We start from the raw sequence: 24,406 nt of genomic DNA, 5'->3' as shown, positions 1-24,406 counted from the left end.
GTCCATCACGGCTTGGCTGACGACGTCCACTGCGCCTCCCGGTGGGCGCGGCCCAGCTGCTTCACGCGCGCGGCGGATGCGTCGAGGTCGATCAGCGCTTCGATCTGCGCGGTGATCAGTTCCTTGCACATTTCTTCGAGGCCGGCTAGCTCGCGCCGCACGCCGGCCAGGCGCATCTTGTTCATGCGGTGCTGGTGCTGCGCCTGGTAATGGCGGTGGGCGGCCAGCAGGCGGTGGAAGAGGGCGATCATGGCCGCACCATTGCCGTGACGCCCAGGGCACCGTCGTCGTAGGCGGCATCGATCAGCGCGCCCAAGTTGCCGATGGCGGCGAAGCTGTGCACCGTACTGGCGGTGCGGATGGTGATGATGTAGCTCATGTCCTGCTCCTCTGGTTATGATCTGGCGCCCCGGCAGGGAATCGAACCCTGCTGATGCCGGCCGCACTGTCCGACACCACAGCCACTACGGGGCGGTATGTTGACGACCCGGAAAAATCCATCGGGCGTGTGATTCCTGCGGCTTGTGGGCCGCCAACAAAGCAAGGGGCTGGTCACAAACCCAGCTGCTTCAAGGCCGGCCGTCGCTTTTGCAGCGCGATGATCGAGGCGAAGTTCACGCCCGTCCCTTGCTTTGTTGGCCGCCGGTTACGCCGGCGAAACGGGCCAGGGCGACTGGCCGGGGTGAAATTAGGCTGCCGACACCTGCGAAGGGCGGAAGCGCTGGCTTTGCGTCGAGCCGTCAAGCAGCACTTCCAGGAAGTCACCACGGGCGCCGGGGTGCGTCTTCACGAATTTCCCCGGGCGCGCTGCCGGCTCGGTTTTGGTGCCCTTGACGTTCACTTTCTGGTTTTCTTTGAAATTCGACATGCTGTATTTCCTTCAAGGTTGGTTGTGGCGCCGGGCTTCCCCGGGCGCCTGATCCTCACGAAGATCAATCGGGGCATGCTGATCCCACAGGGCATTTATCCGGCCCGCCGGCCTGTCCCGCCTTGAATTACGGCGCGGGCGACCGCTGATCTGGTTTGGCCAGCTCGACCAAATGGCCGAGTTCTTTGCCGAAAAATGTGCCGAAGGGCGAACCCATGCGGGCATCGGTCAGCGCCATGGCGTGGGCGACGCCTTTATTGCGGGCGCGGACCTTGTTGCGGTAGGTGCCGTCTTCGAAGCGCACCGTCACGTCGAAGTCGAAGCGCGGGGCAGGCGCCTGTAGTTGTGTCAGCTCAGCTTGCAGCTGGGCGGCGTCGTGGTCGCGGGCGCTCATCTCAGGCCGCCTTCGAGAATTCACCAGCCGCGTCCTCGACAGACCAGTCCGAGGCGAACAGTTCGTCGGCGAGTTCCAGTGCTGACGCATCGAGCTTGAAGCCCAGTGCCATTTCAAGAGCCGCCACCCAGCGGGCGAGGGCGCGTTCGAGCACAAAATCGCTGCAGCCTTCGGCGCTGCGGAAGTTGCGGGTTTTGGCGCTGGTGTCGACGTGCATGATGTATTCCTGTGCAAGGTGGTTAAGCACGCGCAGCAGCAGCGTGCACGACCGGGATCTGTTCGCCGGCGGCGATCAGGGCTGCTTCAAGTGCTGCTAGTTCGGCATGGGACATGGTTTGCTCCGGTGGTTGCTTGTTCGATGGATTGAAGTTTAGGCATTCCTAAATATTGTGTCAAGATATATTTTCGGCATGCCTAAATATTTCAGGTGTAATTGCCTCGTAGCCTAAAAATGACCATAAGCCCGGACCAAATCCCGCCAGGCTGCGCAAGTCAGATAGATGGAACCGGCAGCGCCTTGCAGTACCCAAGGTGAAACCAGCGATACGAGCAAGGCGTCGAGAAGGAGTTGAGTGGCAGCAGGCGTAAAAAAGCCCGCGCGAGGCGGGCTGAGGATGGGACAGGAAATGGGTCAACCAGCAATAATCCGGTTAGTGCAAGTTCTTACATTGGGCTATTTACCGCAAGCCTTTCCATGTTCCGCATGGAAACCTTTGGTTTTAGCATCCGCTTCTGCCATGTATTCACCTTTTTTTGTCTTGCCATAGTACTTATCACCTTCGCAATGATAGACCTTGCTTGAGGTGTTAACCCAAACCTTGCCAGCCCCACCACCTGGGGCCATCTGAGCAGGTGCTGGCTTGCTGGCAACTGCCACAGCGGAAGCTGTGCCAGATGCCATCTTCGCAGATGCTGCATTGGTCATCATACCGCCGTGGCCCCGGCAACCGTGAGCGGATTGGCCTACAGGCGACGAACCATCTTTGCACTTGAGCATTGGCGCTGCATCGGGCGTAGCGGGATTTCCCATTGCCGCAGCCGACGGCTTAGGTGCAGCCGAAGGCGCTGTCGTCGGGGTCTGTGCAAACGCCTGCGATACGAACGCGGCACTTACTGCGAGCATTGCTAAAAAGTTTTTCATTTTGAGTCTCCGGTGTGCACGGAATGACGTGCTTGCATGCATTAACGCAGCCAGAGATGTAGCGTTGACCTAGTCGCTAAATTACCATTGGTGAATGGAGGAAGGGAGGAGGAGTTAATCCCATCAACCGGCGATTATATGAAAAATTGTCAAATAGGGATTTAACGAAACATTGCGACGCCAGGCGAAGAAATGCTCGCACACGGTGGGCTGATGTCTAAGGCGTGGCTGCGGGTGTCGGTGGCGCGGTCGAGGATGATGATGGGTTGTGACTGGAGTGGCACTGGTGGCGACGAGCGCGCCACGATAAGGGAAAATACTTAAGTGCAGCGCCGCTCAGGCATGTTGCCTGAGCCTCTGAGGCACCGATCAAGGATATCAATAGAGGTTGTTGAGGTTGGCGCGGCATTAATAATTACAGATGCGCGATCAATCTTATCTCCACCTAGATTCCCCAGAGGGAGTGACCAATCTTCAGCTAGACTGTATTTCCTCGCTACTTCTTGTCCGGCTTTCTTGTCGGCGCCAATAGCATCCATGCCCTGGGCAATGTATTTTCCATTGAGCATTTCAAACTCCGCTGCGGCGCTAATCTCGGATTTTGTCACTAGTCGGTCGGCGGAAAATATTGACCACTTCTCGTCTGGCCATATTGTCTTATTTAAGTCGGGGCCATAGTACACAACAGCATACTCGCGGTATTTCCTTGGTACATTCCCCAGATCTGGTCCCAAAATCGTTACTTTTGCCGAATTGGCGCCGACTTCAATGGCTTTTTCGGCAATGGCGATGCCAGTAGCTATCCAGTCGTTTTTTGTGCCGCCATCAACTATCGCATCTACTTGGGTAACCCTAATTCCATTTTCAAAAAGATTGCTTGACGACACGGCAGGTATAGAAAACGCTAGAACATTTCCACGAGCTGCTGACTTCGCAAGGGTTTGATCCTGTCCTGTTGCCTCAATATTCTCTTTTTTGTCGCAGGCTGTAAGGGACATGGAAAAAGTGGCCATTGCGACCATATGGAAAAATTTCATTTCTCGACCTTAATTCTCAGGCAAAAGCGTGCCGTTACACAGCGTAATTTTCGAACTTACCAATTGGAAATACATGAAATTAACTTCCATGAAACATTTCTGATAGCAGTCGCTGTTAATTATCGCCTGCGCGTTTTTCTTCGGTGTTCCGCCATAACGCCAATAATCTTCAGGGGCGTCTCATCGCTTCGCAGGGTGGGGTAGTCTTCATTCAGCGGTACCAGTTCAAAAATGTCGTTGCCGGCTGCATCGGTGCCGCGTTGGCGATATTTTTTGAAGGTTGCTTCTTCCTTGCCATTTTTGGCAGCCACACACTCTCCCGGCCGGGGCTCCCACTCTGGCTCAATGATAACTATGTCGCCCGGACGGAAATCGGGGAGCATCGAATCACCGTCGATCTCGAGCCCAAATGCCCATTGCGAATAGCTGTCATCTACGAATACGGTGGCATATCCACTACCCACGGGGTATGGGATGGATATTTCCCTCATGGCCCCAGCCTGGATGGCCGAAATGATGGGTATGGCCCGACTTCCAAGCGCTGCCGGCGTGGCGTTTCGATCGAAGTTGCTAGGGACCTCCGTCGACATCGCGAGCATATCGCTGTTTGGCTCGCCAATTCCATTGAGCAGCCATTCAGGTGAAATCGCCAATGCCGCGCAAACCTTTATCAAGTTGGCGCCCTCGATCATCTTGGTATCTCCGTTTTCCCAATCTGTGACGGTGGGCGCGGAGACTCCTACCAGCTTCGCAAAAGCTGATTTTTTGATTCCCTTGCCCTCTCGGGCCTGCGTAAGTCGTTTGTGCCAATTCATTAGGCAATCCTAACAATTATATGAAAAGCTATGCCTAAATATGTCTTGCAAATATATTTAGGAATGCCTAAAATAAGGTATGACTAAAGAATTTACGCCCGATGAGATCATTGACGCCCTGGGCGGGACGTCGAAAACAGCGCGCCTTTGTGGCGTGAAAGACCCATCTGTTTCAGAGTGGCGGAAGGAGGGAATACCTCCAGCGCGGTTGATGTTCTTGCAGCTTGCGCGCCCCAAAGTGTTTGCTTCGCTTGAGGCAGGCCGTACTGCGAAACCTGAGGATACATCGCTTGCTCGTGCAAATACGCGCCGCGCCACCGACCCCGTAGCAGCGCCAGGACACGCCGGCCGCCAGCCGCCCACCACCAACGCCATCTTCGACACCGTGCCGCTGCGGGCCACCGTCGGCATCGAGGTGGGTGCTAAGCCATGATCCGCCTGATCCCCATTTCCTCGCCGCGCTCGAATGCCGTCAAAGTTTCAGCGGCTGGACTTTTGCCGGTTTTGGTCGCGCCACTGATTGAGATTCCACAGTGATCGTCAGCACAGAGGCAATCACCGCTTTTCCAGGAGCGAAGTCGACCCCCCATTCACGTTGGACCACCGTCCCTTTGACTGCCAGGCCGTGGATTAAGCCAGTGATTTTGTCGCCTACAGCCGGCGCTGGCACACCTTTAGGCCATGGCACCGATGCGTTCGCATCCAGCGCGAGCATGACTTCGTAGGTTTCGTTTTCCATAGGAGTCACCTTTCTTGTTGATTGATATCCATAAGTGGAAATTTAACACGTTGGCAACTCTTACTCATTTTTCGCTGTGCCCAAACCCTGTATCACCGACCACCAGGAGAAAACCATGAAACAGAAGCAAAAACGTACCGCGCTCGTCAAGGGCTACATCACCGACGAGAACAAGACTGACCTGCAAGCCGCATGCACTGCGATGCGCAAGAGCGTCAGTGACGTGCTGAACGAATGCACGATCGTAATCATCCGCAATCACCTGGATGCCAGGCCGAAACGGAATGATACGCCGCCGTTTTCGAGCGGGACTAGACCCAAATCACGGGAAAAGCTGGGCCCACTCCAGGCGCAGCGCCCCAGCTTCGGCCTGGTCCCGCGCGTCGTCCGGATGCGGGTTTAACGGCATGGAGGCAGCTATTGAATAAACCAGCCGAGGTGACAGCCGAGGAAAAGGAGCTGGTCTTCCAGCGTTCGATGATTTACCGACAGGCCGAGAAAGACCTGCAGAGCTCCAGGGACGGGGAGGGCGAGAGCGCGGCGAAGGCTGCGCACAAGGAAGCGCGCCAGAAATGGCGCGATGCCACCGATAGGGTGGCGAAGAAATACGAAGTGCCGCGGCGTGAGCCGCCATAACGAATCCGCACCCGACAGCTACAGCATCGCATGGCCGGAAACAGCCACTTTAATCACCATCAATATGGAACATGACATGACGCAAACAACTGCAATTACACCGTATCGCTCGCTGGACAACGCTGCTGGCAACAACGAGCTGCTCGACACGCTGCTCGCCAAAGGCCCAAAGAACGACGCCGCCCTGGCCCGGGCGCTGGAAGTGGCGCCGCCAGTGATTTCCAAGATTCGCCACGGCCGCTTGCCAATCGGCGCCTCGCTGCTGATCCGCATGCACGAGGTGTTCGACGTGTCGATCCGCGAACTCAAGCGCATTGCGCGCGCCGAGGTGGCGGCTTGACCTGGACGACACTCCAGCCGGAGGCCGGTGCCAGCGCGGCGCGGGCCGAGGAGGGCAACCACGCCCAGCAAGAGCCGATCGACGGCGCTCTGCCAGTCGATCCCGGCCACGTCCGGACGCGCCAGCACTACGAATCAATGCTGCGGGAACTGCAAGGCCAGAAATGAAAAAAGCCCGCTGGCAGGCGGGCTTCCTTGAAACAACAAAAATTCGCGAAAGAATTTATGACCGAAATTGTACAACACAAAGGCATCACGATAGCGAATACGCTGATCGCGACTGACAGCGAAGGGCGTTTTCGCCTGAACGATTTGCATCAGGCTGCCGGCGGCGAGAAGCGCCACGGCCCAGCATATTGGATGGACACCCAGCAAGCCCGCGAGCTGGCTGAGGCGATTGCGGGAGAAATGACGGGCGATACCGGGAAACCGGTATCGGTTATTCGTGGCGGGCAAGGGCAGGGTACCTACATGTGCCGTGAGCTGGTTTATGCATATGCAATGTGGATCAGTCCCAAGTTCCACCTGGAAGTCATCCGCACCTTCGACGCGGTGGCCACCGCCCAAGCGCCAGTCGCTGCGCCGAAGCCCAGCGCAATCTCGCCCGCCAAGGAATTCCGCGCCATCTTCGGCATTGCGCGCCTGATCGGCCTCGACAAGAACGCCGCGGCCATCAGCGCGAACCAGGGCGCGGCCGCGCTGACCGGCGTCAACATGCTGCAGCTGATGGATCGCACGCACCTGGCCACGCCCAGCCAGGAGATTTACTACACGCCTACGGAACTGGGCAGCCGCTTCGTCAAGAGCGCCAAGGCCTTCAACCAGCTGCTGGTGCAGGCTGGCCTGCAAGAGAACATCGCTGGCCACTGGGTGCCGACGGAGAAGGGCCGGGAGCATGCCTATGTGATGGATACCGGTAAGGCACATTCCAGCGGCACGCCCATCCAGCAAGTGAAGTGGCGCGATTCCGTCCTGGTGGAGGTGGCATTGTGACTGGCCAAGTTGACGATCGCGCGCGCCCGACTTTTGGCGTAAATAAGACGAAACGCCGCCGTTCTGGCATCACGCTCCCGAAACAAGGCTCCCGCTCGTACGCGTTGCTGCAGGCGATGCTGGCCGGCCCCGGCACCTTCTATCAAATCTGCGAGCGCGCCGGCTTCGATATTGAAGAGGCTGGCATGGAGCACCGCCTGCGCATGATCTTCTCGCGCTTCATCCAGGGAAATGTGCGCCTGGTGGGCATTCGCTACGTACTGAAAGAAGCCTCGCGCGCCGCGCTGCTGGGCGCGGACCCAGAACTGCCTGGCCAGGTGGCCACGCCACACTTTCGTGGCACGGTGGGCGCAATGCCTGTCGTGGTCGTTCGCCGGCCAGCTGCGGAGGTGCGCCCATGAGGCGCGACACCTTCGCCCTGTCCATCGATCTGGGCAATGAACTTACCATCGATAACGGCGCGCAAAAGACTGCTATTGGGAGGGGGATATGAAACTATCGTTCAACAAACCCTCGCTCTGCGCACTTGGCCTCCAATTCGCTTTTGCGATGTGTCAGCATCGTAAGCTGATCTACACATTCATTAATATGAGTAACGGTGATTTGCAAGAAATAATCACACAGATTGCCGTGACGCATGGAATCAAAATTCTGTCGAGTTTCCCAAAGGGCATGAATAAACCGCAGAGCAACTGCAGCCAAGTGGGGATCCGCAGGGGTCACGAACCTCTCCAGCAGTTCCCGCTCATGATCAAGTCGGCCTGGTGTGAACGTGGAAGTTCCATGGGCACCGTCCGTTTCGGCATGACCAACAGCGCGCTTCATCTCCCCCACGGCCCAGCTTGCAAGCATCCAGAGTGTTTGAACCTTTTGCAGTTGATCGCGAATGTTTCGATCATCTTCGTTTCTGGCGGCTTTTCTTTGCTGGGCCTGCGCGATCCAGAACGCAACAATGATCGCAGCAATGGATCCGACAGCCTGCACCCAACTGGCCCAATCCGACGCTTTCAGGCCGTTAATCCTTCCGAGCCAAGCAAGAGCCACAAGCAAAATCGTTGCGCCAATGACGCTGGCCCATTCTCGCCTATTCATAAAAGCATTCAAAGTTGTTTGAAAGGAATCTTAGCATGAAGCGCGATGTTCCCATCCCTCTTCCCGACTTCTGCAGTGGGCTGATCCTCGCCAACTTCGCGTACGAGCGTGAGATTGCGAGGGTGGCATGAGCCTTCAGGGGGAAATGAAGTTATTCGAACGCAAAATGGCGCTCAGCCAGGACGGCCTGAATCGTATCGCGCACTTTCGCAAGCGTGTCAAACAGATCATTTTCAGTCTGCCTCGCAACGACAGCGTTGTAGCTGCCTATTCTCGAGATCAGCGAGATACAAAGATCAATTTGGGTTCGGGCGAAGGACAGTCGTATAGCAATGTTGTTTGGAAGGCACAGAAGAGGAATAGTCTCAAGTGCCGACCAAGTCAAGCCGTTATCGAGCATGCTCGCCATTTCGTTAAATCGAGGATTGGCGACGCTTTGTCGAGCATCTTGAAACATCAGCAAAACATCTTGAATGGACATCAAGGTTCTTTTGAGTTGAATTGTCATGCTGGCAGCGGTAATGCACGCCAAATCGAGTTGTTCGCGCTTTCTTCGACGCTCTCCCTCCGATGCAATCCAAATTGTGCCGATCAGTGTGCCGGTCGTGCCGATCGCGGCCACCCAGTATGCCCATTCGGCCTTATTCAGATCTGCGGCGAGCCCTGCGCTTACCAGAAGGACAAGGCTATAAATGCCAATACCAGAAATATTGGGTGGGAGCTTCATCGGAGAGTAGTGAGTTATTTAAAAGGAATCTTATCATGATTGCCAACCCGGCCCGAACTACTCGCCATCACCTGGCGAACCAGGCCACTCCCGCCTATTCGTTGATCCGCAAAGCCTGCGCCTGCGGCAACGCCAGCACGGCCAAGCAGCTGGCTCAGCATGGCAAATGCGCCGCCTGCGCGCTGGCGGCCGTCCGCGACGCGATCATGCCTGGCGACTTCGCCAAGCTGCAGCACATGCTGGGCGCCGTGAAGCAATATCCGAAATCCAAGTGGGGCTGGCGCAATTACTTTGCCGCCGGCAGCGGCCAGCAACACGAGGCTATGCAGCGCCTGGTAGCCGCCGGCCTGGCCACGGCTGGCCGTGCCGCAAATGAAATGACCTATTTCCACGCTACTCGCCTGGGCTGCAAGGCTGCTGGCCTCGACGCTGCTGGCATCAAGCGCGCGATGGAGGATTGAGATGAGTTACTCAATCATTTTTACCCAATTCGGCTTTGAGCGTCTCGTAATGCCGGGAAATTTTCTCCACTTTTCTGCCGATTTCATTCCGAGTATCTTGAAAAATTATTTCGGCATTTTGGCTATTCGTCATGCTCACGATACCGCCGTCAAAAGCTTCGATCAGGATGGTCAGCATCGACAAATCTTGAATCAGATTCAGCAGCGCAGTAGTGGCACTTGCACTTCCCACATCGTGCACTGGAATTGCACGAAGGGCCTTGACAATGTCATTCGTGGCGGACTCTTGATACTCAGCAAGCCGACGGAAACCATCATAAGGCTGTGTATAAAAGATCCGTCCAATGCCGTCGGCATTGTCCCGCGCTACCAGACAGATTGCGAGGAATGCAGCTTTTTTTCGATCATGCTCGCGGTCCTGAATAGCCGTCGCGGTACGGAGAGCATGCTGCGCCTGTCGCTCACCCAGAATGTACGCAGCGAAAAGCGCTGTAACTGTGCCAATCGCTTGAACCCAGGATGCGGCTTCGGCAGAGGCCAGTCCTTTTTTCGGATCTTCAAGTACCGCGCACAATGCAACGATCATAAATGTAAAGAGAATAACAATAAGAAACGCAAAGTACCATCGCGCGAGTTCCTTCTTCCAAGGGGCAACCATTTGTTCTCCGGTGTACATCTAGCCGAGATGTCTCATGCTGCGATGTATTGTCAAAAGGCAATCTTATCATGAGCCTGATCCACTTGATTTCACTTTCGGGCGGTAAGGACAGCACGGCTACCGCTATTCTCGCGCTGGAACAGTACGGTGAGGCCGCATGCCGTTTCGTCATGGCCGATACGGGCAACGAACACGAGAGCACGCTGGAATATGCGCTGGACTACTTGCCGGCGGCCTTGGGCATCAAGATCGACGTGGTGCGAGCCGACTTCGCTGACGAGTTCGCTACCAAACGCGCCAATCTGGCGCGTATCGCGGCCGGAGAACCCGAATCTGCCGTATATGGAAAACGCAAGTTCATGTACCACTGGACGGCCGAGGCCGCCCAGCGCGCCCTTGAGCTACTTCACCCAACTGGAAACCCGTACCTGGACCTTTGCATGGTGCGTGGCGGCTTCCCCTCGCGCAAACGGCAGTTTTGCACGGAATATCTCAAGACCAAGCCATTGACGGAGTTCGCCATGGAATTGATCGATCGTGAATGCGATGCTGTCTGGTCTTGGCAAGGCGTGCGGATCGATGAAAGCCAGTCGCGCCGCGAGAGGCTGCAAGGCACTGGTGCGTGCGTCAAGCACTTCGAGGTGGTAGGTGGAGGGCTATTCACTTACCGCCCGATCTTGCGTTGGAACGTCGGTGACGTGTTCGAGGCCCATCGGCTGGCCGGCATCGAGCCGAATCCACTCTACAAGCAAGGGATGTCGCGCGTCGGATGCATGCCTTGCATTAACTGCAGTAAAGGGGAGTTGCACGAGGTGTCGCGCCGGTTCCCTGAGCACATCGCCCGAATCGCCGAATGGGAAGCCCTGATATCCGAGGTGTGCCGGCCGCGTTCGCCTGTGTCTTTCTTCCACATGGGCACCAAGGCGCACGCGGGCCAGGCGTCGACCATCGAATCGGTGGTCGAGTGGTCGAAGACCAGCCGCGGCGGTAAACAATTCTCGCTGCTCACAGCGTTGGACGAACCAACGGCGTGCAGCTCTGCTTACGGATTATGCGAATGACGACGAACATGACCAGAAGGAAAGGGCGCGGCGAGCGCGCCACGGCAAATGGCCAGCGGGTTAATTGCAATCTTGGCGAAATACGACAAACCCTACGAGCGATCCACCACGCTCGCAAAAATCTGACTTGTATGCTGAAGTTGCGTAACCGCATTCCTCAGCACCATGCAATTTGTATCAAGTTGCTTGAAAAAAGCCACATGGTCGTGTCCGTGGCTTCCGATATTTTCGAGCAAGGCAATTGTGGAGCCGATTTTTCCTTGCGCTGCTGCGAGTTGAGCAGCGCAATCATGTGGAAGCGGGGCCAGCCTCAAGAGTTCCGCTGGAGACCACTGGACAATTTTTTTCAGCAATTGGATGGAGTTGCTTATGAACGCTTGAAGCACGGACATATCCATAATCTCCAACTGTTGCGGGTTATTTGCACATTGAAGCGATTGGAGTGCGGACGCGGCATTCCCTTCATTGTGGATTTGCTGAAAATACATGGCAGCCGCAGTGAGGCGGGCGATAGCAGAAGCCTCATTTCGCCTTCTTCTATTCTCACTCGTTGCGATCCACAGGGTACCGAGCAACGTCCCAGTGGTTCCGATAGCTGCAACCCAGTATGCCCATATTGTGATGTCCATTTTGCACCAAGGGATGCAGTTGTAGCCAGCAACGCCTATTGCTGCAACGATGACCATAATCGCCCACTTATCGTACCAAGCCATTCCGCCTCCAATTTTAGTTGGCGGAATCGTAACACGTCGAGTATTGGCGGTGGGAAATGAAGCGCTCACCCATGAAGCCAGGCAAACCCCTGGCGCGCACGCCATTCAAGCGCACCTCGCCGATGCCCAGCACCGGCATGCTCTCCGTGCAATCGCACCAGCGCACGACGAAGACGCGCAAGGCCGGCTTGAAGACCAAAGGCCCGCGCTCGACGCCAATCCGGCGCGCCGCGCGCGGCCAGGACTGCACGCTACGCCTGGCTGTCTGCAACTTCGACCCTGACACCACCGTCCTTTGCCATTCGAACTTTTTAATCGACGGGAAGGGTATGGGCCTGAAAGCGCCAGACACCGCCGCCGCGTTCGGCTGCAGCGCCTGCCATGACGTGCTCGACGGCCGGCGCCCGCGCCCGGCGGATCTGTCGCTGGCGGGCCTGGAGGCTGCCTTTCGCGCGGCCGTCGGCACCACACACGAAATTTTACGGTCGATGGGCCTGCTCGATGCAGTGTCTACTGCCACACCCAATTTGGAGAATCCATGAGTGCATTTAACGCTCAAGAACAAGCCGCAGTTGCCGAAGCGGCCGAATGCGTTGTCATTGGTGACGCCACACTGTACCGCGCAGACTGCATTGCACTGATGCGCACGCTGCCGGACAATAGCGTCGACAGCGTCGTAACCGATCCACCCTATGGCATTTCCTTCATGGGTAAGGCCTGGGATGGCGCTGACATCGTGGCGCGCACTGAGCGCCGGCGCGGGTTCGCCTCGCATGCGCCTGACGCCGGCCCGAATGGCGGCCACAAGTCGATCGCAGCCGAGGCCGGCAAATATGACCTTGCACCAGCCGCAATGCGTGCATTCCAGGACTTCAGCGAGGACTGGGCGCGCGAGGCGTTCCGTGTGCTCAAACCTGGCGGGCACTTGCTGTCGTTCTCGTCGGCGCGCACATATCACCGGATGACGTCCGGCATCGAGGACGCCGGCTTCGAAATCCGCGATCAGATCATGTGGGTATTCGGCAGCGGCTTTCCAAAATCGCAAAACGTCAGCAAAGCGCTAGACAAGGCCGCCGGCGCCGAGCGCGCGGTGCTGAGCGAAGGGCGCGCGGTCAAGCGCATGATCCCCGGCGCCGACCAGTATGCGACCGGCAGCTGGACCAAAGACAACGGGCGCGAATATGTGCCGCAGGTGACAGCGCCGGCCACGGATGATGCTGCGCAGTGGGATGGCTGGGGCACCGCCCTTAAGCCAGCGCACGAGCCGATCTGCGTAGCGCGCAAGCCGCTGGCCAAGGGGCATACCGTGGCGGCCAACGTGTTGGCACATGGAACCGGGGCAATCAACATCGATGCTTGCCGTGTCGAACCAACTGGCGAGAGTCGCGGGCGCACCTGCGAGGCATCACAGGATCAGCGCCATACCAGCTCCGGCGGCACGAACTTCGCCGCTACGCCGGGCGTGCGCGGCGGCGCGGCAGAAGGCCGCTGGCCCGCCAACCTTATCCATGACGGCAGCGCCGAGGTGGTTGCGCTGTTTCCGGTGCAGGCGGGTGCCAGTGCGCCAGTGATGGGCACCGAGCCGAGCAACATGACCAAGTCGGTATTCGGCCAGATCAACCGCCAGGCCAGCAACGCTTTCCACGGCGACACCGGCAGCGCAGCCCGCTTCTTCTACTGTGCCAAGGCTAGCCGCGCCGATCGTAACGCCGGGCTGGTCGATCCTGGTCCTCAGTTCAGGAGTGGCACCACGCTGCGAAAGTTGGAAGTCGCGGGCGCCGCCGGCAAGCTGGGCGGCAACTTTCATCCCACGGTCAAGCCCACCGACCTGATGGCCTACCTGTGCCGCCTGGTCACGCCTCCCGGAGGTATGGTGCTGGATCCATTTATGGGCAGCGGCAGTACCGGCAAGGCCGCCATGCGCGAAGGCTTCCGCTTTATCGGCGTCGAGCTGTCCGCCGAGTACTTCCCGCTCTGCATGGCCCGTATCCAACGCGAGATCGACTCTGTCGCGGCCGCTGGCGTCTTTGAGCCGACGTCGCAATTTGACCTGTTCGCGGAGGTGTAGCGTGCATTACTACAAGCGCAACCTGGGCGACTACGCCAAAAAAGCGGGACGTCTGTCTATGTTGCAGCACGGTTCGTACACGCTCTTGATAGATGCGTGTTATGACCGTGAACAGTTCCCCACCATGGCTGAGGCCATCGAGTGGACGTGGGCTTCATCAGCAGCAGAAATTGAGGCAGTTCAGTTCGTTTTGCGCAAATTCTTCACGCTTGAGGGGGATGTCTATATACAAAGTCGCATCCGAGAAGAGATTGCCGAGTATCACGCAAAAGCGGAGACAAACAAACGAATCGCTATAGAAAGAGAAACGAAGCGTAAGGAAGGGCGCACGAACCGTGCACCCGGCGTGAACGAATCGCCACCTAACCATAAACCAATAACCACTAACCATAAACCAGTAAACATAAAACCTTCGTCGGCTCCGCCTCCCGAGCCATACCCCGAAGAATTCGAAACAGCCTGGCAAGCGTACCCACCGCGCCCCGGTGCAAGCAAAAAGGATTCGTACAAGGGCTGGACGGCCCGCCGGAAGGAGGGCGTACCGGCCGAAGCGCTCCTTGCCGGCGTCCAGCGTTACGCGAACTACGTGCTGCTCTCGCGCACCGAGCCGCAATTCACGAAACAGCCTGCCACGTTCTTCGGGCCAGGCGAGCACTACAAGGCCGACTGGGCAGTCGGCGTAACGCAAACACAAAAAGGCGTCATTCATGGAAACTTTGGCAAGCAGGATTACCACAAGGGCGTTGGGGCAGATGGCACCTTTTGAAGGCAAGAAGCGCTACGCCAGTGCGCAGATCGAGCGGTGCCCGATGCACGGCGAGTACACGGCCATGCTGATTCGCGGCGCCTGGTCCGGTTGCCCGGATTGCATGAACGTCGAGGACCAAGCGCGCGAGGCCGAGCAGCGCGCCGCCTGGCGCCAGGAGCTGAAAGCGCGCGAATGGAGCGCAAAGCTCGGCCGTGCCGCTATTCCCGAGCGTTTTGCTGATCGCCGCCTCGAATCGTACCGGCCGGATTGCCCTGGCGCCGAGCGCGCGCTGGCCGTGGCCATGCGGTACGCCGAGAACTTCGAAGATGCACGAGCCACTGGCGCGTGCCTGATCTTCGCTGGGGATGTCGGTACCGGGAAAACTCACCTGGCCGTGGGCATTGCGCACCACATCATGGCGTACGGCCGCCAGGCAGTCTTCACTTCGGTGATGCGCGCGGTACGGTCCGTCAAGGAAACCTATGCCAAAGGCGCAGGGCGCACTGAGGCGCAGGCCATCCGCGACCTGGTTGACCCAGATCTGCTGATCCTCGACGAAGTGGGCGTGCAGCACGGCAGCGACACCGAGAAGCTGATCCTGTTCGAGATCATCAATGGCCGCTACGAGGCGGCGCGCCCGACCATCGTCATCAGCAACCTGGACGCGGCCGGCCTGGAGCAGTTCCTGGGCGAGCGGGCGTTCGATCGCTTGCGCGAAGGCGGCGGCAGGCTGGTGGTCTTCGATTGGGAGTCGCACAGGGGGAAACGTCCGAGCGTACAGGGTGCGAATGCTGTTCAGGATTTGCCAGAGGCACCGCCGCACTGCCCAAGGGGCATGGCCGCTACGAAGTGACGTACCCATCAGAAAAAACGGCTTAAAAGGCTTTAAATGAAAAATCAAGAAAACAAAATCGCAGCAAACAAACGCTTGGCAGAGCTGCTGGGCTGGACCAGCATTCTCGAGGTGGGCGGCGCCCTGGTCGGCACGCCACCGGCGGGCGCTGCCCAAAGCAGAGGCCAAGCCATGGTGCCGGACTGGATGGGCGACTGGGCGGCGGCCGGGCCGCTACTCGCGCAGTTCGAGATCCGGCTGATGCCGATGTCGGCGGGCGTCGATGCCGCCGGCTTCCTGGAGTGGTACCGGCTCTATCCGGACAAGGATGCCGCGGCGCGCGCCGCAATCGTAAAGGCGGCCACGCATTGCCTGGAGAAAGCGCGATGATGGCCCGTGGCTTGCAGGCGTTGGGTCGCCTCAAGGTCGGCGCCATGAACAAGACCGAGGCCGCGTATGCGCAGACGCTGGAGCAGCGCAAGGCGGCCGGGGAGGTGGCCTGGTACCGGTTCGAAGGCCTGAAATTCCGCCTGGCCGACAACACTTTCTACACGCCGGATTTCGCCGTTCTCCTGGCGGGCGGTGCGCTGGAGGCGCACGAAGTGAAAGGCTACTGGCAAGACGACGCGCGCGCGAAGATCAAGATCGCGGCCGACATGTATCCGCTGCGCTTTGTTGCCGTGCAGGCGCTGCCGAAGAAGGCGGGCGGCGGCTGGAAAGTGGAAGAATTCTGATGGGCGCGAACAAGAAGCCGCGCAAGCGCTACGTCCCGAAGCCAGCCGTGCTGCCGGCGGGCCTGCGCGCAGACTTGGCTTTCGAAATGCCAGGCTTCCAGGCCAGCGAGGCGATGGGCAAGGACCATTTCCAAGAACAGCACGTCTATGACCTGCTGAGCAATGCCGACATGACGCGCCGCATTGCGCCAGATGGCCATGAAATTTTGCCTGTGGCCCAGGCGATGGTCGAAGCGATTGCCGAGATCCAGGCGCGGGCCCAGCGCACGGGCAGCTTCGGCGTCAACGGCGACGAAATGCGCGTGCTGCGCGAGGGCGTTGGAAAGACAATGGTCTTCCTGCGCGGCGCCTCGAATGTCGAGATTGCGCGTGCTGGCCTGGCAGCCGTGCGCGAATTCAACCGGACCGGCGTGCTGCGCGTATGAGTGGCGCCTGCGAGTGGCAGGGCTGGCACAGGTCAAAAAAGGGTGTTAACGTTGACGTACGGAATGAAAGGGAATTCATGGGCTTCGCAGAAAAGTATGTTGCATCGATCAACTCGACCAACCTGAAAGACGATGAGCGGCATCACCTCACGGAGGCGCTTGCGGCTGCGGCGCTGGCTGATCGGTCGGGCTCTTGTCTGGGGGCCCTGCTATCGCGCGTTAAGTACGCGGACGGTGCGGCGCGCCAGCTCTTCGAAAGTGGCTCGGCGAACCTAGCGCAGTTACTGCGCATCTGGACTGCGGCCGTAGCTGAGAAAGGACGTTCACGTGGGTGGGTGAAGGCGAATACTGCATGGGACCAACAAGCTGCCCAAGCACTGTATCGTCGCGTGGCGCATGCGTCGCTTGCGCACTGGCTCGATGGGAAATGCGTTGCTTGCCATGGAACGGGCGTTACAAGCAATCGGCAGTTCTGCGTGCCGTGCAAGGGAAGCGGCAAGGGGGCGGTGCAATGCGCCGGAGGGTTTGAGCTCGAACGAATTAATGATATGGTAAGCGAATTAGAAGGCTTGGTGAACTCGCACAATGTGCGAGCGGCAAGTCGCTTACGAAATTCTTAAAGGTCTTGCCGCATGAATCGAAAGCAGTTTATAACTCAACATGGAGCCACGTGCAATAACTGGACATGGAGCTGGTCATTTGTAAATCATTCGGCACGAGAGATTATCTTTGGGGCCTGGGATGTGAACACTGAAGGCAATGGCACACTCATTTTTTCTGATCGATGGAAAATAAACAAACGAACGGGGAAACGTCAGAGTGCTTACAACCAATCGGCGGAGCATATCGGTTTGCTTGAGAATGAGGGGTACAGGCTGAAAATCTTCAAAATGATTCAGTCGGATAAGAATAAACGATCAGATGGGACTGGCCCCGCAGCTATTGGTGAGTTCGATCCGATCTTAAAGTCGGCGCGTTTGGTGAGAAGTGGTGAGGATCTGTACGCTTACGAGCACGAAGCAATTATCGCTTGCGCGGAAGATGTTGTTCTTGAGGAAAAGATTGGCAATGTTGAAATTTATATCGAGGGAGCGGTAAAATCGATAAATGTCAATGCATACGAACGAAATCCTGAGGCGAGGCAGAAATGTATTGACCATTGGGGGCCAAGGTGCTGGGTGTGCGAATTTGATTTTGGAAAGGTGTATGGTGAAATCGGAAAAAACTACATTCACGTACATCATTTGATTCCCTTGGCAATGCGCGGTGCGCAATATGAAGTCAATCCAATTCATGATCTCTTGCCCGTATGCCCAAATTGTCACGCAATGCTACATATGGATGAGCAGCCCAGTCCCGGTGAGGACAAGCTTTGGAAAGTAAAGGCACTTCAAAACGCTATGAAATTGCAACGTCGTTAATTTATTTAAGCTTTCATTTAAAAATGATTGCAATACATATTTTGAAGGCGTAAACTTATCGCACACAAACTTGCTGCACTCGTAATAGTCGCTTCATTGCGACACCGATAGCAGTAATTCGCGAGGCGCCCATCTTTCGATGGATTCGCTCGCGGTAAAATTGTGTAGCTCACCATGCAGATTGTCGTGGGAGTAAAAATGAAGCCACCCTTGAGGTGGCTTTTTCGATTTTAGCGTGTGAGCAGCCGGCGGCAGAGGTCGCCCTCCGGCCGCCGGATTCGTGCAGCACGAGGCGTGCCGCTTGCACCGTTATGCAGCAACAACCTCAAGTTCTCGGCCAAGTGCATGCATCGCGTCTTCGATGGCGTCGATCTTGGTTGTATGCGCTAGGTCGAGCAACCGAGTTACCTCCTGAGGCTTCACGCCCAGGCGCCGGGCCAGCTCGGCCGGGCGCATATCCTGCGCTGCCATTTCATTCAGCAGCAGCACCTTGGCGCTGACGCTGGCCGGTAGGCTGATAAGGCGCTCGCCAGGCAACGCGGCTGATGGCGTAGGGGCGGCGCGACGGTCTTCAAAATAGAAGTCCATCGCAGTGGCAAGGGCAGAGCGGGCTTCGGCCAGCGCTTCGGCTTCGTCGTCGCCCTGGGCGATGGCTTCGGGGATATCGCGGAACGTGACGACAAAGCCGCCATTCGGATCTGGTGTAAAAGTTGCTGAATATTTCATTTTCGTCCTCGTCTAGGTACGGTTGCTGCGTTGTCTAAGTACGGTTGCTGCGGTGCTGTGAATCGTGTCGCAAACCCCTTTCGGGGCTTGCTTCACTTTAGATTTAGCTGTTTCTTAACTCCTTCGACAAGGCCTGTTTTCAGTTCCTTGCTTGGGTGCCTCGGGAGGGTGGTCTGTTTGCCGTTTAGATAGACCTTTAAGTGATTCGTGCCATCCTTGAAAGTCGCTCCGTTCTGCTTCAGCCACCGTACAAACTCACTCTGTTTCACTGCAACCCTTTGTTGTTTCGATGGAGTGAGTATAAGCAAAATTGCTTATATTTGCAAGGAATATCAACAAAATTGTTTATGTTTTGATTGGCCGGATGCGCGCGCGAGCATGCCGCCGCAGGCCTGAAAAGGAGGTGCGCCGTGAAGTAGCGATCCAGCAACCAAGCAGATCAATCAGTCGGGCGCCGCCGTGAGGCCGCGCGCCAAACCGACGCTGGGACGCTGTCACCCAGCACCAAAAACTGCAAGTGATAAATTAGTTAACGCCATTGCAATCGTGCAAAGTTGTGCTGCGCGCTGTACGTAGAGCCAGAAAAAATCGTATTTGTTCATTAAGGCCTCAATTGGGTTGTTTATCCAATTGTGAGGGCGATGCAAATACGATTCCTCTGGTGGGTTTTCCAGAATGCGGGCGTAGCTCAATGGTAGAGCGGAAGCCTTCCAAGCTTTCTACGCGGGTTCGATTCCCGCCGCCCGCTCCAGCTTCATCGCACGCTTGACCATGTGAACTTAAGCACCGGGCCGAAACCCTGGACAATCGCAACCCGAAAGGCCTGTCATGCAAAACGCCGTTGGAATAGAAAAAGCCCCGATTGACGGGGCTGGGCAAGTTGCCGCAAGGAAGAGCACGGGACTCGCTGGCATTTCTTTCGAGGGCTATGTTGCGGAACTAATCCGCGGCGAGCGCCTTTTTCCATGTGGCGATGGCGCCAATCGAATGCAGGCGGATGACGCCGCAATTTCGACAGGCAACAACCGCTAGCGGAAAACTAGCCGGATCGGCCGGCATGGGGTTCGAATTTGGTACGAGAATGAGACTCGCGGTTGATACCTGATCGCCGACAATTTGCAACTCCTTCTCACCGCATGTGGCGCACTCCTCCGTGGCCCCTCGGTCCAGCAGGAATGCACTAATGTCATCACCTGTAATACTTGAAACTTTTGCCATTGTCATTTCGTGCTTTCGTAGTTGATGTATGCGCCCACGGCCGGGAGGCAATCGGGAGCGCCTCATTGTAGCGAAATTGACAATTTGAAATGTCACCAATGGTCACCCGACTGGTGAGTTTCTGCCCGCTCCAGTTCTCCTTGCCCGGCACGCCGGGTTTCGCCGCCGTCCGCATCACTGCGCTAGCGGCATATTTTTTGCACTGCGCGAGCGGTCTAATACGGTTTCGATCAATGCCAAAAGCTGCCCAAGCGGGCGATCAAGGATTTTTTCACGTTGCACAGCTGCTACGAGGCCAACTAAATCCGAGTGGTGGAGGGTTTCTATCATTTGGCCAACATCGTAGTGGGGGCCTGCGGAACCAGAGCTTAACCAGCGCGATATTTGGCGGTTGTGTCCGTGAGTGTAGTCATTGAATATTTTGTAATGATTTCTGAAAACCTCAAACCACTCCCCCAGCTGGTGTGTGGCTCGAAGTTTCTGGGCCATCTTGTCGAAATTTAATGGGAAATACTTTAGCTGAAATATTTGCTCCACCTGCCTATCTGTGGCGCATGAGTCTATCCACACTCCTGTTACAGCTGCCTCAAGCAGCGAACGCTGCAGGGCTGTGGCGCTAGCGAATGCACCTTCCTGCACGAGCAGTAGAAGGGCTTCACGATGATCTAGCGCCAGGTTTAGGTATGCCATTGCCAGATAAGACCGCCGGTCAAGCTCTCCTTGGCCGCCAAGTATTTCTTGCAAAGAAAATGAGATCGCAGCGGACTGTTTGAGCGCGAGTTCCAGATTGTCATCCTGCATAGGTTGGCTCCGTATTACTGCATGATTGTGTGCGGTCAGTAGTGGATCCTAGCATTGCGACCTGCCAGCGGCCTCCAGTGGCAGAGCTTATAAAGCGGGCGCAGCTCACCGACATAGCAATGATCCAGAGGACTCCAGCCGCGATGCGCCACGGCGCCTGCTAGGGGCGGGCGGGGATCTATTTATCTGTGCGGGGCGCGTAGAGCGCTACGCTGTCCGGATTCGTCAATTGCCAACAGAGTTCTTTATAGTCCACCTCACAACTTTGATACCCGCCAGGTGAGCGGAGCGAGAAGTTCATGTCGCCGTACTTGTCCAAGAGGGCAGTGCCGCGGTCTAGCCGAATCTCGGCATCTAGCTTCGCGTAGAGCAACGCATCGCGCTCTGCACTAGAGAATGTGTAGGTGAACCCAAAGGCCATTCCTTTCCGCTGCAGTGATACCAAGTACTTCATTCGTTCCTCCGCTGTTGTCGGTCCAGATTGGCTCGTAGTCAATAATATTACCAGAGGGCAAGAATGGGCCGCAAATCATCGCTTACAGATAAGCAGTGGGCGGAGATCGGTCGACGTCTCCTGAAGGGGGAGGCGGGCCGGGTTCTCGCCAGAGAGTACGGCGTATCCGAAGCCGCAATAAGAAAACGCTTTGGTGCGCAGACGAAACAAATAAAAGATGTTGCAAATCAATTAGTTGCAGCAGAGTCGGCATTCAGTGCGCTACCGATTGGTGCGCAGATAAGTGCGCGCACTTTGGCCGACGAGCTGAAAGAAATCTCGATGCACCTGGCTGGCGCCGCACGGTATGGCGCTGCCACGGCGCACCGGCTGTCCGGCATTGCCCACAACAAGGCGGGCGAGATCGATGACGCCGAGCCGCTGGATGACAAGAGCCGCTTGGCCCTCGGCGATATCGCCGTGCTGACTAGGATGGCCAACGGCGCCGCCGAGATCGGCATGAACCTGCTGAAAGCCAGCAAGGACGTGAAGCCGGACGACGACGCGCCCACACCTGTCGCCATCACCTTCGGCGTGAAAGACGCCAAGCGCCATGACGACAATCCAGTTTGACCTGAACGTACCGCAATCGAGCTTCCTGCAGTTGCCGCACAAGTTCAAGGCCTACGTGGCCGGCTTCGGCTCGGGCAAGACGTTTGTGGGTTGCGCTGGCATCTGCGCCCACTTCTGGCAGTGGCCTGGCATCAACCAGGGCTACTTCGCGCCGACCTATCCGCAGATCCGCGACATCTTCTATCCCACAATGGAGGAGGTTGCCTACGCGATGGGCCTGCGCATCAAGGTGAAGCAGGGCGACCACGAAGTCGAGGTGTACGAGGGGCGCCGGTACCGTGGCACGGTCATCTGCCGTTCGATGGAGAAGCCGGAAACCATCGTCGGCTTCAAGATCGGCCACGCGCTGATCGATGAGCTGGACGTGATGCCGCTGAAAAAGGCGCAGATGGCCTGGCGTAAGATCATCGCTCGGATGCGCTACAACGTGCCGGGCCTGATGAACGGTATCGACGTGACGACGACGCCTGAGGGATTCAAGTTCGTCTATCAGCAGTTCGTGAAGGCCATCCGGGACAAGCCGGAGCTGGCCAGCCTTTATGGCCTGATCCAGGCAAGCACGTTCGACAACGAGCTGAACCTGCCGGACGACTATATTCCGTCGCTGATGGCCAGTTATCCGCCAGCGCTGATCGATGCTTACCTGCGCGGCAAGTTTACCAACCTGACCAGCGGCAGCGTGTATGCAGACTTTGACCGCGCGCTGAACCACACGAACGAGATCATCTTGCCCGGCGAGCCGTTGATGGTGGGCCTCGACTTTAACGTGCAAAACATGACTGCCTGCATCAACGTGGTCCGCGAAGGGCTGCCGCGCACGCTGGCCGAGCGCGTACAGGTGCGCGACACGCCGGCCATGGCCAAGCTCTTGAAGGAAGACTTCAAGGACAAAGGCCACCAGGTAAAGATTTTCCCGGATGCCTCCGGCCAGAACACCAGCAGCAAGAACGCGAGCGAGTCCGACCTGTCCATTTTGCGCCAGGCGGGCTTCCTGCTCGAAGTTAACCACTCAAACCCTGCGGTCAAGGATCGGGTCAATGCCTACAACGGCATGATCCTGAACGCCCAGGGCGAGCGCCGCTGGAAGATTAACACCGACCAGTGCCCGACCACCACCGAGGCGCTGGAGCAGCAGGTGTGGGGCGCCGACGGCCAGCCGGATAAGAAATCTGGCCATGACCACCCGAACGATGCGAACGGCTACTTCCTCGTGAAGCGCTATCCGATCGTGAAGAGCACGACGACCACCGCGCCGCTGCGCATGTAACAACAAGGAATTCCATGAACGACGCCGTACGCAAACAATCAGCCGAAGCCGCAAAGCTGAACGAGGATTGCGCGCTGATCGCCGCGCTGCTGGGCGGCACCAAGACCATGCGGGCCGCCGGAAAGAAGTATCTGCCGCAGTGGCCCGGCGAGGACGATAAGAGCTACGAGCTGCGCCTGGCCGTGGCCACGCTGTTCCCGGCCTATGCCCGCACCATCGATGTGCTGTCGGCCAAGCCGTTCAGCAAGCCGGTGACGCTGGGTGAGGATGTGCCGGAGCGGCTCAAGCCCTGGCTGCAAAATGTCGACCTGTCCGGCCGCGACCTACACAGCTTCCTGTCGGAGATCACCCAGGATGCGATGGGGTACGGCTTCGCTGGCATCCTGGTCGACTTCCCCAAGGCTGGCAACCTGGTTACGAAGGCCGACGAGCAGGCCGCTGGCGTGCGCCCGTACTTCGTCCAGGTGCATGTGCAGAACGTCCTGGGCTGGCTGCCGAAGAATGCGACCAGCCTGAACGGGCTGACCCAGTTGCGGCTGCTGGAAAGCGTGTCCGAGCCGAATGGCGACTTCGACACCAAGGAAATCGAGCAGGTGCGCGTCTTGGGGCGCGGTACATGGCAGACTTGGCGCCAGCGCGAGGCCGGCAGCAAGAAGGAATGGGCACTGTTCGAGGAAGGTGTCACGAGCCTGCAAACTATCCCCTTTGTGCCAGTCTACGGCAAGCGCCTGGGCTACATGCAGGCCACGCCACCGCTGCTCGAGCTGGCGCACAGCAACATCGAGCACTGGCAGAGCAAGAGCGACCAGCAGAACATCTTGCACATTGCGCGCGTGCCGATCCTGTTTGCGAAGATGCTCGAAGGCAGCGATATCGCAGTCGGCGCCGGGACGGCTGTAAAGTCGGATTCGCCCGATGGTGACCTTAAATTTGTGGAACACGGCGGCAAGGCCATCGAGGCCGGCCGCCTGTCCATACTCGACCTGGAAGACCGCATGCGCCAGGCCGGCGCCGAACTGCTGGTGATCAAGCCGGGCAACGTGACCGAATCGCAGACCCTGGCCGACAACGAGCAGGGCGCTTGCGCGCTGCAGAAGATCGCGCAAAATATTCAAGACGCCGCCAATCAAGCGTTGCAGTTTATGGCGGAATGGGTTGGCGAAAAAGAGGGCGGGCATATCAAACTGCATACCGACTTTGGGGCAGAAAGTCTTGCAGCAACGTCGGCTGAGCAGTTGCTGAAAGCGCAATTAGCTGGCGCTATCAGTCTTGAGACCCTGTTTGGCGAATTTAAGCGGCGGAATATTATTTCCATGGATATTGACTGGGATGGGGAGCTTGCCCGCATTGAATCGCAGGGGGCCGGCGCTGGGGGGGGGGGGGGCTATAGGATTCCGTGAACGCGTAGATGCTGTATGAATATACA

Annotated in this window: 37 protein-coding genes, 2 tRNA genes and 1 pseudogene; 23 read left to right on the top strand and 17 right to left on the bottom strand. The window is 57.5% G+C overall.

Annotated features, from left to right (window positions below; translation table 11 throughout):
* Window positions 1–5: 5 nt before the first annotated feature.
* The 9 genes from OX460_RS07675 to OX460_RS07635 all read right to left on the bottom strand — a co-directional run bounded on the left by OX460_RS07675 (window position 6) and on the right by OX460_RS07635 (window position 4,255).
* A complete protein-coding gene (locus tag OX460_RS07675; RefSeq protein WP_289898310.1) occupies window positions 6–251 on the bottom strand; it encodes a hypothetical protein in 246 nt (81 codons plus the stop codon).
* Entirely contained in the window at window positions 248–379 is a 132-nt protein-coding gene (locus OX460_RS07670; protein ID WP_264372531.1) for a hypothetical protein, read from the bottom strand. The genes OX460_RS07675 and OX460_RS07670 overlap by 4 nt, the downstream gene beginning before the upstream one ends.
* 23 nt (window positions 380–402) lie before the next feature.
* Window positions 403–473 (bottom strand) — tRNA-OTHER (locus tag OX460_RS07665).
* A 215-nt stretch (window positions 474–688) separates the two neighbouring features.
* Entirely contained in the window at window positions 689–868 is a 180-nt protein-coding gene (locus tag OX460_RS07660) for a hypothetical protein (RefSeq protein ID WP_289898309.1), read from the bottom strand.
* A gap of 127 nt (window positions 869–995) precedes the next feature.
* On the bottom strand, window positions 996–1,262 hold the full coding sequence (locus OX460_RS07655; protein ID WP_289898308.1) for a hypothetical protein: 267 nt from the start codon (window positions 1,260–1,262) through the stop codon (window positions 996–998).
* 1 nt (window position 1,263) lies between these two features.
* Entirely contained in the window at window positions 1,264–1,479 is a 216-nt protein-coding gene (locus OX460_RS07650) for a hypothetical protein (RefSeq protein WP_289898307.1), read from the bottom strand.
* 456 nt (window positions 1,480–1,935) lie between these two features.
* Window positions 1,936–2,403 carry a hypothetical protein gene (locus OX460_RS07645; protein WP_289898306.1) on the bottom strand — a complete coding sequence of 156 codons (468 nt, stop codon included), beginning with the start codon at window positions 2,401–2,403 and terminating at the stop codon, window positions 1,936–1,938.
* 320 nt (window positions 2,404–2,723) lie between these two features.
* The gene (locus tag OX460_RS07640) at window positions 2,724–3,440 is read right to left on the bottom strand and encodes a hypothetical protein (RefSeq protein ID WP_289898305.1); all 717 of its coding nucleotides are present in this window, start codon (window positions 3,438–3,440) and stop codon (window positions 2,724–2,726) included.
* 119 nt (window positions 3,441–3,559) lie between these two features.
* Window positions 3,560–4,255, bottom strand: a complete 696-nt coding sequence (locus OX460_RS07635; protein WP_289898304.1) for a LexA family transcriptional regulator — start codon at window positions 4,253–4,255, stop codon at window positions 3,560–3,562.
* Between the two features lie 79 nt (window positions 4,256–4,334).
* On the opposite strand from OX460_RS07635, the gene OX460_RS07630 reads away from it, so the two are divergent.
* Window positions 4,335–4,688, top strand: a complete 354-nt coding sequence (locus OX460_RS07630) for a hypothetical protein (RefSeq protein ID WP_289898303.1) — start codon at window positions 4,335–4,337, stop codon at window positions 4,686–4,688.
* A 39-nt stretch (window positions 4,689–4,727) separates the two neighbouring features.
* On the opposite strand, the gene OX460_RS07625 is transcribed toward OX460_RS07630, so the two are convergent.
* Window positions 4,728–4,994 carry a hypothetical protein gene (locus OX460_RS07625; RefSeq protein ID WP_289898302.1) on the bottom strand — a complete coding sequence of 89 codons (267 nt, stop codon included), beginning with the start codon at window positions 4,992–4,994 and terminating at the stop codon, window positions 4,728–4,730.
* A gap of 115 nt (window positions 4,995–5,109) precedes the next feature.
* On the opposite strand from OX460_RS07625, the gene OX460_RS07620 reads away from it, so the two are divergent.
* The 7 genes and pseudogenes from OX460_RS07620 to OX460_RS07590 all read left to right on the top strand — a co-directional run bounded on the left by OX460_RS07620 (window position 5,110) and on the right by OX460_RS07590 (window position 8,093).
* Complete coding sequence (locus tag OX460_RS07620) at window positions 5,110–5,397, top strand: hypothetical protein (protein WP_289898301.1); 288 nt, start codon at window positions 5,110–5,112, stop codon at window positions 5,395–5,397.
* A 17-nt stretch (window positions 5,398–5,414) separates the two neighbouring features.
* Window positions 5,415–5,630 (top strand): hypothetical protein, encoded by a 216-nt coding sequence (locus tag OX460_RS07615; RefSeq protein WP_289898300.1) that lies wholly within the window; start codon window positions 5,415–5,417, stop codon window positions 5,628–5,630.
* Between the two features lie 76 nt (window positions 5,631–5,706).
* Window positions 5,707–5,940 (top strand): annotated as a pseudogene (locus OX460_RS07610) (helix-turn-helix transcriptional regulator); the annotation flags it as partial.
* Between the two features lie 26 nt (window positions 5,941–5,966).
* Window positions 5,967–6,137: a hypothetical protein gene (locus OX460_RS07605; RefSeq protein ID WP_289898299.1), complete on the top strand. Its 171-nt coding sequence runs from the start codon at window positions 5,967–5,969 to the stop codon at window positions 6,135–6,137.
* Between the two features lie 27 nt (window positions 6,138–6,164).
* The gene (locus tag OX460_RS07600; RefSeq protein ID WP_289898298.1) at window positions 6,165–6,962 is read left to right on the top strand and encodes a KilA-N domain-containing protein; all 798 of its coding nucleotides are present in this window, start codon (window positions 6,165–6,167) and stop codon (window positions 6,960–6,962) included.
* A complete protein-coding gene (locus OX460_RS07595; RefSeq protein WP_289898297.1) occupies window positions 6,959–7,363 on the top strand; it encodes a hypothetical protein in 405 nt (134 codons plus the stop codon). Before OX460_RS07600 ends, OX460_RS07595 begins: the two co-directional genes overlap by 4 nt.
* An 88-nt stretch (window positions 7,364–7,451) precedes the next feature.
* Window positions 7,452–8,093, top strand: a complete 642-nt coding sequence (locus OX460_RS07590; protein ID WP_289898296.1) for a hypothetical protein — start codon at window positions 7,452–7,454, stop codon at window positions 8,091–8,093.
* 112 nt (window positions 8,094–8,205) lie between these two features.
* Here OX460_RS07590 and OX460_RS07585 read toward each other — a convergent pair whose 3' ends face one another.
* Window positions 8,206–8,781 carry a hypothetical protein gene (locus OX460_RS07585; protein ID WP_289898295.1) on the bottom strand — a complete coding sequence of 192 codons (576 nt, stop codon included), beginning with the start codon at window positions 8,779–8,781 and terminating at the stop codon, window positions 8,206–8,208.
* 35 nt (window positions 8,782–8,816) lie between these two features.
* Between OX460_RS07585 and OX460_RS07580 the strand changes: the two genes are divergently transcribed.
* On the top strand, window positions 8,817–9,242 hold the full coding sequence (locus OX460_RS07580; protein WP_289898294.1) for a hypothetical protein: 426 nt from the start codon (window positions 8,817–8,819) through the stop codon (window positions 9,240–9,242).
* Window positions 9,243–9,252: 10 nt separating this feature from the next.
* Here OX460_RS07580 and OX460_RS07575 read toward each other — a convergent pair whose 3' ends face one another.
* Window positions 9,253–9,900: a hypothetical protein gene (locus OX460_RS07575; RefSeq protein WP_289898293.1), complete on the bottom strand. Its 648-nt coding sequence runs from the start codon at window positions 9,898–9,900 to the stop codon at window positions 9,253–9,255.
* A gap of 68 nt (window positions 9,901–9,968) precedes the next feature.
* On the opposite strand from OX460_RS07575, the gene OX460_RS07570 reads away from it, so the two are divergent.
* Window positions 9,969–10,961, top strand: coding sequence for a phosphoadenosine phosphosulfate reductase family protein (locus OX460_RS07570; protein ID WP_289898292.1), 993 nt, complete (start codon window positions 9,969–9,971; stop codon window positions 10,959–10,961).
* A 92-nt stretch (window positions 10,962–11,053) separates the two neighbouring features.
* On the opposite strand, the gene OX460_RS07565 is transcribed toward OX460_RS07570, so the two are convergent.
* Window positions 11,054–11,674: a hypothetical protein gene (locus tag OX460_RS07565; RefSeq protein WP_289898291.1), complete on the bottom strand. Its 621-nt coding sequence runs from the start codon at window positions 11,672–11,674 to the stop codon at window positions 11,054–11,056.
* Between the two features lie 71 nt (window positions 11,675–11,745).
* Between OX460_RS07565 and OX460_RS07560 the strand changes: the two genes are divergently transcribed.
* From OX460_RS07560 to OX460_RS07520, 9 genes are all read left to right on the top strand, one after another.
* Window positions 11,746–12,216, top strand: a complete 471-nt coding sequence (locus OX460_RS07560) for a nuclease domain-containing protein (protein WP_289898290.1) — start codon at window positions 11,746–11,748, stop codon at window positions 12,214–12,216.
* Window positions 12,213–13,742 (top strand): DNA methyltransferase, encoded by a 1,530-nt coding sequence (locus OX460_RS07555; RefSeq protein ID WP_289898289.1) that lies wholly within the window; start codon window positions 12,213–12,215, stop codon window positions 13,740–13,742. The genes OX460_RS07560 and OX460_RS07555 overlap by 4 nt, the downstream gene beginning before the upstream one ends.
* Before the next feature lies 1 nt (window position 13,743).
* Entirely contained in the window at window positions 13,744–14,508 is a 765-nt protein-coding gene (locus OX460_RS07550) for a YdaU family protein (protein ID WP_289898288.1), read from the top strand.
* On the top strand, window positions 14,450–15,343 hold the full coding sequence (locus OX460_RS07545; RefSeq protein WP_289898287.1) for an ATP-binding protein: 894 nt from the start codon (window positions 14,450–14,452) through the stop codon (window positions 15,341–15,343). Before OX460_RS07550 ends, OX460_RS07545 begins: the two co-directional genes overlap by 59 nt.
* Before the next feature lie 36 nt (window positions 15,344–15,379).
* A complete protein-coding gene (locus OX460_RS07540) occupies window positions 15,380–15,712 on the top strand; it encodes a hypothetical protein (protein ID WP_289898286.1) in 333 nt (110 codons plus the stop codon).
* Window positions 15,709–16,056 carry a DUF1064 domain-containing protein gene (locus OX460_RS07535; RefSeq protein ID WP_289898285.1) on the top strand — a complete coding sequence of 116 codons (348 nt, stop codon included), beginning with the start codon at window positions 15,709–15,711 and terminating at the stop codon, window positions 16,054–16,056. Before OX460_RS07540 ends, OX460_RS07535 begins: the two co-directional genes overlap by 4 nt.
* On the top strand, window positions 16,056–16,481 hold the full coding sequence (locus tag OX460_RS07530) for a hypothetical protein (RefSeq protein WP_289898284.1): 426 nt from the start codon (window positions 16,056–16,058) through the stop codon (window positions 16,479–16,481). Before OX460_RS07535 ends, OX460_RS07530 begins: the two co-directional genes overlap by 1 nt.
* A gap of 77 nt (window positions 16,482–16,558) precedes the next feature.
* A complete protein-coding gene (locus OX460_RS07525; RefSeq protein WP_289898283.1) occupies window positions 16,559–17,101 on the top strand; it encodes a hypothetical protein in 543 nt (180 codons plus the stop codon).
* A gap of 12 nt (window positions 17,102–17,113) precedes the next feature.
* Entirely contained in the window at window positions 17,114–17,902 is a 789-nt protein-coding gene (locus tag OX460_RS07520) for an HNH endonuclease (protein WP_289898282.1), read from the top strand.
* 309 nt (window positions 17,903–18,211) lie between these two features.
* Here OX460_RS07520 and OX460_RS07515 read toward each other — a convergent pair whose 3' ends face one another.
* Together OX460_RS07515 and OX460_RS07510 are read right to left on the bottom strand one after the other, a co-directional pair.
* The gene (locus OX460_RS07515) at window positions 18,212–18,628 is read right to left on the bottom strand and encodes a type II toxin-antitoxin system HicB family antitoxin (protein WP_289898281.1); all 417 of its coding nucleotides are present in this window, start codon (window positions 18,626–18,628) and stop codon (window positions 18,212–18,214) included.
* Window positions 18,629–18,720: 92 nt separating this feature from the next.
* Window positions 18,721–18,897, bottom strand: coding sequence for a type II toxin-antitoxin system HicA family toxin (locus OX460_RS07510; RefSeq protein ID WP_289898280.1), 177 nt, complete (start codon window positions 18,895–18,897; stop codon window positions 18,721–18,723).
* A 408-nt stretch (window positions 18,898–19,305) separates the two neighbouring features.
* On the opposite strand from OX460_RS07510, the gene OX460_RS07505 reads away from it, so the two are divergent.
* A tRNA-Gly gene (locus tag OX460_RS07505) sits at window positions 19,306–19,379 on the top strand.
* A gap of 188 nt (window positions 19,380–19,567) precedes the next feature.
* Here OX460_RS07505 and OX460_RS07500 read toward each other — a convergent pair.
* The gene (locus OX460_RS07500) at window positions 19,568–19,846 is read right to left on the bottom strand and encodes a hypothetical protein (protein WP_289898279.1); all 279 of its coding nucleotides are present in this window, start codon (window positions 19,844–19,846) and stop codon (window positions 19,568–19,570) included.
* Between the two features lie 174 nt (window positions 19,847–20,020).
* Complete coding sequence (locus tag OX460_RS07495) at window positions 20,021–20,647, bottom strand: hypothetical protein (protein ID WP_289898278.1); 627 nt, start codon at window positions 20,645–20,647, stop codon at window positions 20,021–20,023.
* 517 nt (window positions 20,648–21,164) lie between these two features.
* Here OX460_RS07495 and OX460_RS07490 point away from each other — a divergent pair.
* The 3 genes from OX460_RS07490 to OX460_RS07480 are packed head-to-tail and all read left to right on the top strand — an operon-like array spanning window position 21,165 to window position 24,380.
* A complete protein-coding gene (locus OX460_RS07490) occupies window positions 21,165–21,713 on the top strand; it encodes a Hin recombinase (protein WP_289898277.1) in 549 nt (182 codons plus the stop codon).
* Window positions 21,694–22,980: a terminase family protein gene (locus tag OX460_RS07485; protein WP_289898276.1), complete on the top strand. Its 1,287-nt coding sequence runs from the start codon at window positions 21,694–21,696 to the stop codon at window positions 22,978–22,980. The genes OX460_RS07490 and OX460_RS07485 overlap by 20 nt, the downstream gene beginning before the upstream one ends.
* 14 nt (window positions 22,981–22,994) lie before the next feature.
* On the top strand, window positions 22,995–24,380 hold the full coding sequence (locus OX460_RS07480) for a DUF4055 domain-containing protein (RefSeq protein ID WP_289898275.1): 1,386 nt from the start codon (window positions 22,995–22,997) through the stop codon (window positions 24,378–24,380).
* Window positions 24,381–24,406: the final 26 nt, after the last annotated feature.

Origin of the sequence: Janthinobacterium sp. SUN033 (genome assembly GCF_030397595.1) — a bacterium.
GTDB classification, from domain to species: Bacteria; Pseudomonadota; Gammaproteobacteria; order Burkholderiales; family Burkholderiaceae_D; genus Janthinobacterium; species Janthinobacterium kumbetense.
The sequence above is the reverse complement of the archived record's forward strand: the minus strand, read 5'-3'. Positions and strand labels throughout refer to the sequence as shown.

What these genes read in the sequence shown, in the direction of transcription:
- OX460_RS07675 (WP_289898310.1), bottom strand. Translation starts at nt 251, where the DNA reads ATGATCGCCCTCTTCCACCGCCTGCTGGCCGCCCACCGCCATTACCAG.
- OX460_RS07670 (WP_264372531.1), bottom strand. Translation starts at nt 379, where the DNA reads ATGAGCTACATCATCACCATCCGCACCGCCAGTACGGTGCACAGCTTC.
- OX460_RS07660 (WP_289898309.1), bottom strand. Translation starts at nt 868, where the DNA reads ATGTCGAATTTCAAAGAAAACCAGAAAGTGAACGTCAAGGGCACCAAA.
- OX460_RS07655 (WP_289898308.1), bottom strand. Translation starts at nt 1,262, where the DNA reads ATGAGCGCCCGCGACCACGACGCCGCCCAGCTGCAAGCTGAGCTGACA.
- OX460_RS07650 (WP_289898307.1), bottom strand. Translation starts at nt 1,479, where the DNA reads ATGCACGTCGACACCAGCGCCAAAACCCGCAACTTCCGCAGCGCCGAA.
- OX460_RS07645 (WP_289898306.1), bottom strand. Translation starts at nt 2,403, where the DNA reads ATGAAAAACTTTTTAGCAATGCTCGCAGTAAGTGCCGCGTTCGTATCG.
- OX460_RS07640 (WP_289898305.1), bottom strand. Translation starts at nt 3,440, where the DNA reads ATGAAATTTTTCCATATGGTCGCAATGGCCACTTTTTCCATGTCCCTT.
- OX460_RS07635 (WP_289898304.1), bottom strand. Translation starts at nt 4,255, where the DNA reads ATGAATTGGCACAAACGACTTACGCAGGCCCGAGAGGGCAAGGGAATC.
- OX460_RS07630 (WP_289898303.1), top strand. Translation starts at nt 4,335, where the DNA reads ATGACTAAAGAATTTACGCCCGATGAGATCATTGACGCCCTGGGCGGG.
- OX460_RS07625 (WP_289898302.1), bottom strand. Translation starts at nt 4,994, where the DNA reads ATGGAAAACGAAACCTACGAAGTCATGCTCGCGCTGGATGCGAACGCA.
- OX460_RS07620 (WP_289898301.1), top strand. Translation starts at nt 5,110, where the DNA reads ATGAAACAGAAGCAAAAACGTACCGCGCTCGTCAAGGGCTACATCACC.
- OX460_RS07590 (WP_289898296.1), top strand. Translation starts at nt 7,452, where the DNA reads ATGAAACTATCGTTCAACAAACCCTCGCTCTGCGCACTTGGCCTCCAA.
- OX460_RS07585 (WP_289898295.1), bottom strand. Translation starts at nt 8,781, where the DNA reads ATGAAGCTCCCACCCAATATTTCTGGTATTGGCATTTATAGCCTTGTC.
- OX460_RS07580 (WP_289898294.1), top strand. Translation starts at nt 8,817, where the DNA reads ATGATTGCCAACCCGGCCCGAACTACTCGCCATCACCTGGCGAACCAG.
- OX460_RS07575 (WP_289898293.1), bottom strand. Translation starts at nt 9,900, where the DNA reads ATGGTTGCCCCTTGGAAGAAGGAACTCGCGCGATGGTACTTTGCGTTT.
- OX460_RS07570 (WP_289898292.1), top strand. Translation starts at nt 9,969, where the DNA reads ATGAGCCTGATCCACTTGATTTCACTTTCGGGCGGTAAGGACAGCACG.
- OX460_RS07565 (WP_289898291.1), bottom strand. Translation starts at nt 11,674, where the DNA reads ATGGCTTGGTACGATAAGTGGGCGATTATGGTCATCGTTGCAGCAATA.
- OX460_RS07560 (WP_289898290.1), top strand. Translation starts at nt 11,746, where the DNA reads ATGAAGCCAGGCAAACCCCTGGCGCGCACGCCATTCAAGCGCACCTCG.
- OX460_RS07555 (WP_289898289.1), top strand. Translation starts at nt 12,213, where the DNA reads ATGAGTGCATTTAACGCTCAAGAACAAGCCGCAGTTGCCGAAGCGGCC.
- OX460_RS07545 (WP_289898287.1), top strand. Translation starts at nt 14,450, where the DNA reads ATGGAAACTTTGGCAAGCAGGATTACCACAAGGGCGTTGGGGCAGATG.
- OX460_RS07540 (WP_289898286.1), top strand. Translation starts at nt 15,380, where the DNA reads ATGAAAAATCAAGAAAACAAAATCGCAGCAAACAAACGCTTGGCAGAG.
- OX460_RS07535 (WP_289898285.1), top strand. Translation starts at nt 15,709, where the DNA reads ATGATGGCCCGTGGCTTGCAGGCGTTGGGTCGCCTCAAGGTCGGCGCC.
- OX460_RS07530 (WP_289898284.1), top strand. Translation starts at nt 16,056, where the DNA reads ATGGGCGCGAACAAGAAGCCGCGCAAGCGCTACGTCCCGAAGCCAGCC.
- OX460_RS07525 (WP_289898283.1), top strand. Translation starts at nt 16,559, where the DNA reads ATGGGCTTCGCAGAAAAGTATGTTGCATCGATCAACTCGACCAACCTG.
- OX460_RS07520 (WP_289898282.1), top strand. Translation starts at nt 17,114, where the DNA reads ATGAATCGAAAGCAGTTTATAACTCAACATGGAGCCACGTGCAATAAC.
- OX460_RS07515 (WP_289898281.1), bottom strand. Translation starts at nt 18,628, where the DNA reads ATGAAATATTCAGCAACTTTTACACCAGATCCGAATGGCGGCTTTGTC.
- OX460_RS07500 (WP_289898279.1), bottom strand. Translation starts at nt 19,846, where the DNA reads ATGGCAAAAGTTTCAAGTATTACAGGTGATGACATTAGTGCATTCCTG.
- OX460_RS07495 (WP_289898278.1), bottom strand. Translation starts at nt 20,647, where the DNA reads ATGCAGGATGACAATCTGGAACTCGCGCTCAAACAGTCCGCTGCGATC.
- OX460_RS07490 (WP_289898277.1), top strand. Translation starts at nt 21,165, where the DNA reads ATGGGCCGCAAATCATCGCTTACAGATAAGCAGTGGGCGGAGATCGGT.
- OX460_RS07485 (WP_289898276.1), top strand. Translation starts at nt 21,694, where the DNA reads ATGACGACAATCCAGTTTGACCTGAACGTACCGCAATCGAGCTTCCTG.
- OX460_RS07480 (WP_289898275.1), top strand. Translation starts at nt 22,995, where the DNA reads ATGAACGACGCCGTACGCAAACAATCAGCCGAAGCCGCAAAGCTGAAC.